Source organism: Blautia sp. HA3515 (genome assembly GCF_059933065.1).
The window spans coordinates 1-4,405 of the sequence record NZ_JAYFUY010000091.1; the positions used below are offsets into that span (position 1 = coordinate 1).

At 45.2% G+C, this 4,405-nt stretch carries 4 protein-coding genes; all 4 read left to right on the top strand.

What is annotated here, in order from left to right; genetic code table 11:
• Positions 1-1,989, top strand: a 1,989-nt coding sequence (locus R1Y93_RS07990) for a C1 family peptidase (RefSeq protein ID WP_500822390.1), incomplete at its 5' end; no start/stop codon positions are given.
• Between the two features lie 519 nt (positions 1,990-2,508).
• Positions 2,509-3,654, top strand: coding sequence for a transcription termination factor Rho (gene rho / locus R1Y93_RS07995; protein WP_500822391.1), 1,146 nt, complete (start codon positions 2,509-2,511; stop codon positions 3,652-3,654).
• Positions 3,611-3,868: a hypothetical protein gene (locus R1Y93_RS08000; RefSeq protein ID WP_500822393.1), complete on the top strand. Its 258-nt coding sequence runs from the start codon at positions 3,611-3,613 to the stop codon at positions 3,866-3,868. Before rho ends, R1Y93_RS08000 begins: the two co-directional genes overlap by 44 nt.
• A 139-nt stretch (positions 3,869-4,007) precedes the next feature.
• Entirely contained in the window at positions 4,008-4,211 is a 204-nt protein-coding gene (gene rpmE, locus R1Y93_RS08005; protein ID WP_015541906.1) for a 50S ribosomal protein L31, read from the top strand.
• Positions 4,212-4,405: the final 194 nt, after the last annotated feature.

The following is a 4,405-nucleotide window of genomic DNA, read 5'->3' on the forward strand; positions in this document are numbered from 1 at the left end:
GTGGAGGATCCGGTTTCCACTTCCTCCGGGATTTCGGGGAGAAGCCGTTCTTATGGAAGCAGTCTGCCTTCACGGTATGATACCAGAGGGGCATATACCTCCCAGGTGAAGAATCAGAAGCCTTACGGCATGTGCTGGGCATTTACCACTGCGGCAGGTATGGAGACTTCTCTTCTTATGAAAGGACAGGGACTTTATGATCTGTCAGAAGAACATCTTGCCTATTTTTTTGCAAACAGGCTGAATGATCCGCTGGGAAATACAGCGAACGATAAAAATATTGTTTCCGGAAGCTACCGGGAGGGAGGAAATCAAGTCCTTGCTTCCCTTTTTCTGTCTACATGGTCAGGAATGGGTCTGGAATCCCAGGCTCCTTACCCTACAGATGCAACGCATACGGAACAGTATGATACTAAGCCGTCCACTTCACTGGCATACCAGACATCTGCATATCTGACGGATGCAGTATTTTCCGGATATGATGTAGGAAAGATCAAGGAACTGATCTATCAGTATGGGGCAGTAGGAATGTCCCTTTGGCTGGATGGATCCTATTATGATGCCATAAACTATACGTATGGTTATCCCTATGAGGGATCTGGTGCTAATCATGCAGTAACCCTGGTGGGATGGGATGATTCCTTTGATAAAAATAATTTCCCTGCTGCTTCCAAGGTGACCAGGAACGGCGCCTGGATCGCCAAGAACAGCTGGGGAAGTGAATGGGGAGACGGGGGATATTTTTATATCTCTTATGACAATAAATCCAATTATAATATTGTGGCAGAAGGGGCAACGGCTGCACCGGCTTATACCAATAATTATTTTTATGACGGATCCAGTGCCTTAAGCAGTCTGTCTTTGAAAAAGCAGACCTCATCTTCAGGAGCCACCATGGCTGCCAATGTATTTACTGCAACCGCCGGAAATGGAAACGGAGAAGTTCTGGGGGAGGTGGTGCTTGCCACCCACAGTGATGCAGGGCTTTTTGGCATACAGGTATATACCAACCTGACCAATCCGGCGGATCCTACCAGCGGTATTCCGGCATACAGCACACCGGTGCAGTTTTATCAGACTTATGCAGGGATTTCTACAGTGAAGGTTCCGGAGGTTACACTGACCCAGGGTTCCATGTATTCTGTTGTGATCACTAATCTTGGAAGCAGCAGCATTGATTTCTTATGCGAAACCGAGGGCAATTACAGCTGGGTAAGATTTCAGCCGGGTCTTGCTATAGAACAAAGCTTTGCTTACAACAGTAAAGACGGATGGTCTGATCTGTATGAAGATGGCATGTGCCTGAGAATTAAAGCTCATACACGCACCCTATCCGGTCCTGTAACAATAGCTGCACCTGGATCCCTTACAGCTGCTTCTGCTTCCTATAAGCAGATCAATCTTTCCTGGTCAGCAGTAAGTGGTGTTTCCGGATATGAGATTTATCGGAAGGCAAAAGGCGGATCCTACCAGAAGCTGGGTAATACCTCCTATGGAACTACCAGCTACAAAGATGGAAGTGCACAGTATGGAGTCACCTACACCTATAAGGTACGGGCCTATACAAATGTAAGCAGTGGGAAGCTGTACAGCAGCTTTTCCGGGGAAAAGTCTGCAAAGGCAGCACTGGCAGTACCAGCGGTTTCAGTAAAAGTATCCGGCAGCATGTATAATAAAGTTAGCTGGACAAAAAGCTATGGGGCTCAGGGCTATGTTGTATATCGGAAAGTGTCCAAAGGAAAATGGAAACGGATCGCTACCTTAAAAGGGGCTTCTGTACTTTCCTATACGGATAAAAATATTTCGGCCACAACGGTTTATGAATATGCGGTTCGTGCATATCGAAAGATCAATGGAAAGAATGTGACCAGTGGTTATAAATCTTCCGGGAAATATAAGTTCTTGCGCAGCCGCCCGTCAGAAGGTTTCTTCTGTAACAAATACCAGATATGGACTTCGGATCCGGTGGAAGGCCCAGACAAAGTGTGACGGTTATTTCCTTTACCGCAGGGAAGGCAAAGGAAAATGGAAACGAATCGGGACAGTTTCTTCCGGAAAGCGCTCAGTGTACTTTGACAATACAGTGAAAAAAGGAAAAAGCTATGCTTATTATGTAAGGGCTTATGTAAAAGAGCCTTATGGGATCGTAGCCGGAAGATATACGAACTGAGTCGGCTGCAGTCCGCAAAAAATAAGGACTTTTCGTAACTGCCCAGTATCCTTACAATTACGGCTTTTTTCATTAATAAAAAGCCTGCCGCTCAACGAAAAATGTCGATAACGATCTGATCGAAAAGAGAAACCTACTCAATGTATAATTGTTACTGTAGTATTACCTGGTGAACAGCAGCCCGCAAAACAGTAAACAGCAGCCCGCAAATACAGTGGTGGACAGACATTGCAAAATGTGGTAGAATATCCTAATCAGAAATTCCATGTCACTTCTGACGACGCATCCCCATTTTTTATTGAGAGGTAAAGAATTGTAATAGAGAAAAATATGAATCGTTGTCGCTGGCAACTCTAAAAGAACTGGCAAAAGCAAGAGGCCTGAAAGGGGTATCTGCACTTCGGAAGCCGGAACTGATCCAGCGGATGTTAGAGGAAGATGAGAAAGAAGGCTCTCTTCAAAATGAAAATACGCCCAAGGGAAGAGAAGAAGCAAAGCAGGAGAGCAGACCAGAGACGAAGCCAGAGGTGAGAAGCGAGAGCAGACCTGAGATAAAGTCAGAGGGAAAAGGGGAAGCTGCTCAGCTGGACAGTGGTGAGAAAGCGAACGGGATCCTGGAAGTCCTTCCAGATGGATATGGATTTATCCGCTGTGAGAGTTGTCTGCCTGGAGATAATGACATTTATGTGTCCCCATCCCAGATCCGCCGATTTAATCTGAAGACAGGCGATATTATCCAGGGGAACATAAGGATTAAGACCCAGGGGGAAAAATTCAGCGCACTTCTTTATGTAACGTCCCTCAATGGTTTTCATCCAAGTGAAGGACCCAAAAGATATAATTTTGAGGATATGACGCCTATATTCCCTAATCAGCGTCTCATCCTGGAACGTCCCGGCGGCACAGTTGCCATGAGGATCGTAGATCTGATCAGTCCTATCGGCAAGGGTCAGAGAGGTATGATCGTATCACCTCCTAAGGCCGGTAAAACTACACTTCTGAAGGACGTAGCCAAGTCCATTTTGAGAAATAATAAAGATATGCATTTGATCATTCTTCTTATCGATGAGAGACCAGAGGAGGTAACGGATATCCGGGAGGCTATCTACGGACCTAACGTGGAAGTGATCTATTCTACCTTTGATGAGCTTCCGGAGCATCATAAGAGGGTATCCGAGATGGTGATCGAGCGTGCCAGACGTCTGGTAGAACATAAGAAAGATGTAACCATCCTTTTGGATTCTATAACAAGACTTGCCCGTGCTTACAACCTGATCATTCCGCCAAGCGGCAGGACGCTTTCCGGCGGTCTTGACCCTGCTGCACTTCATATGCCGAAGCGGTTTTTTGGTGCTGCCCGTAACATGCGTGAAGGCGGCAGTCTGACCATTCTTGCTACGGCACTTGTAGATACTGGCAGCAAGATGGATGATGTGATTTATGAGGAATTTAAAGGTACCGGTAATATGGGAACTGATCCTTGACCGGAAGCTGCAGGAGAAGCGGGTGTTTCCTGCTATTGACATCCAGAAGTCCGGTACAAGGCGTGAGGATCTGTTGCTTAGCCGCGAAGAGCAGGAAGCAGTATATATTATGCGTAAAGGCCTGAACGGCATGAAGTCCGAAGATGCAGTAGAAGCAGATCCTGAATATGTTTGCACGCACGAAAACAAATGCAGAATTTGTCCAAACCATTAAAAAACAGAAAATTTTATAAATAACTTGCATTTCCAGATTCAGTATGATATAATCAGAAAGCTGTTTAATAGTGAATTTGTCGATTTCCCACCAGCGGAAGTCGAGAAGGAAATAGAACGAATACAGAGAGGCGAAAATCATGAGAGAAGGAATCCATCCGAATTATTATCAGGCAACTGTAACCTGCAACTGTGGAAATACATTTGTTACAGGATCTACTAAGAAAGATATCCACGTAGAAATCTGTTCCAAATGCCATCCATTCTACACAGGCCAGCAGAAGGCTGCTCAGGCTCGTGGACGTATTGATAAGTTCAATAAGAAATATGGCCTGAACAAATAATTAGAAGAATAAGGTACAGTGAGAAGGTTGAGGTTGGGAAATCTCAACCTTTCTTTGTTATCAGGGATTATTGTTGGGGCTTTTTGCCCGGCGTATCTTCTTATTTTACACTTACAGGGAGAATATAATGAGATCATCCAACATTGGCGGCCAGGCAGTTATGGAAGGCATCATGATGCGTCATAAGGACAATA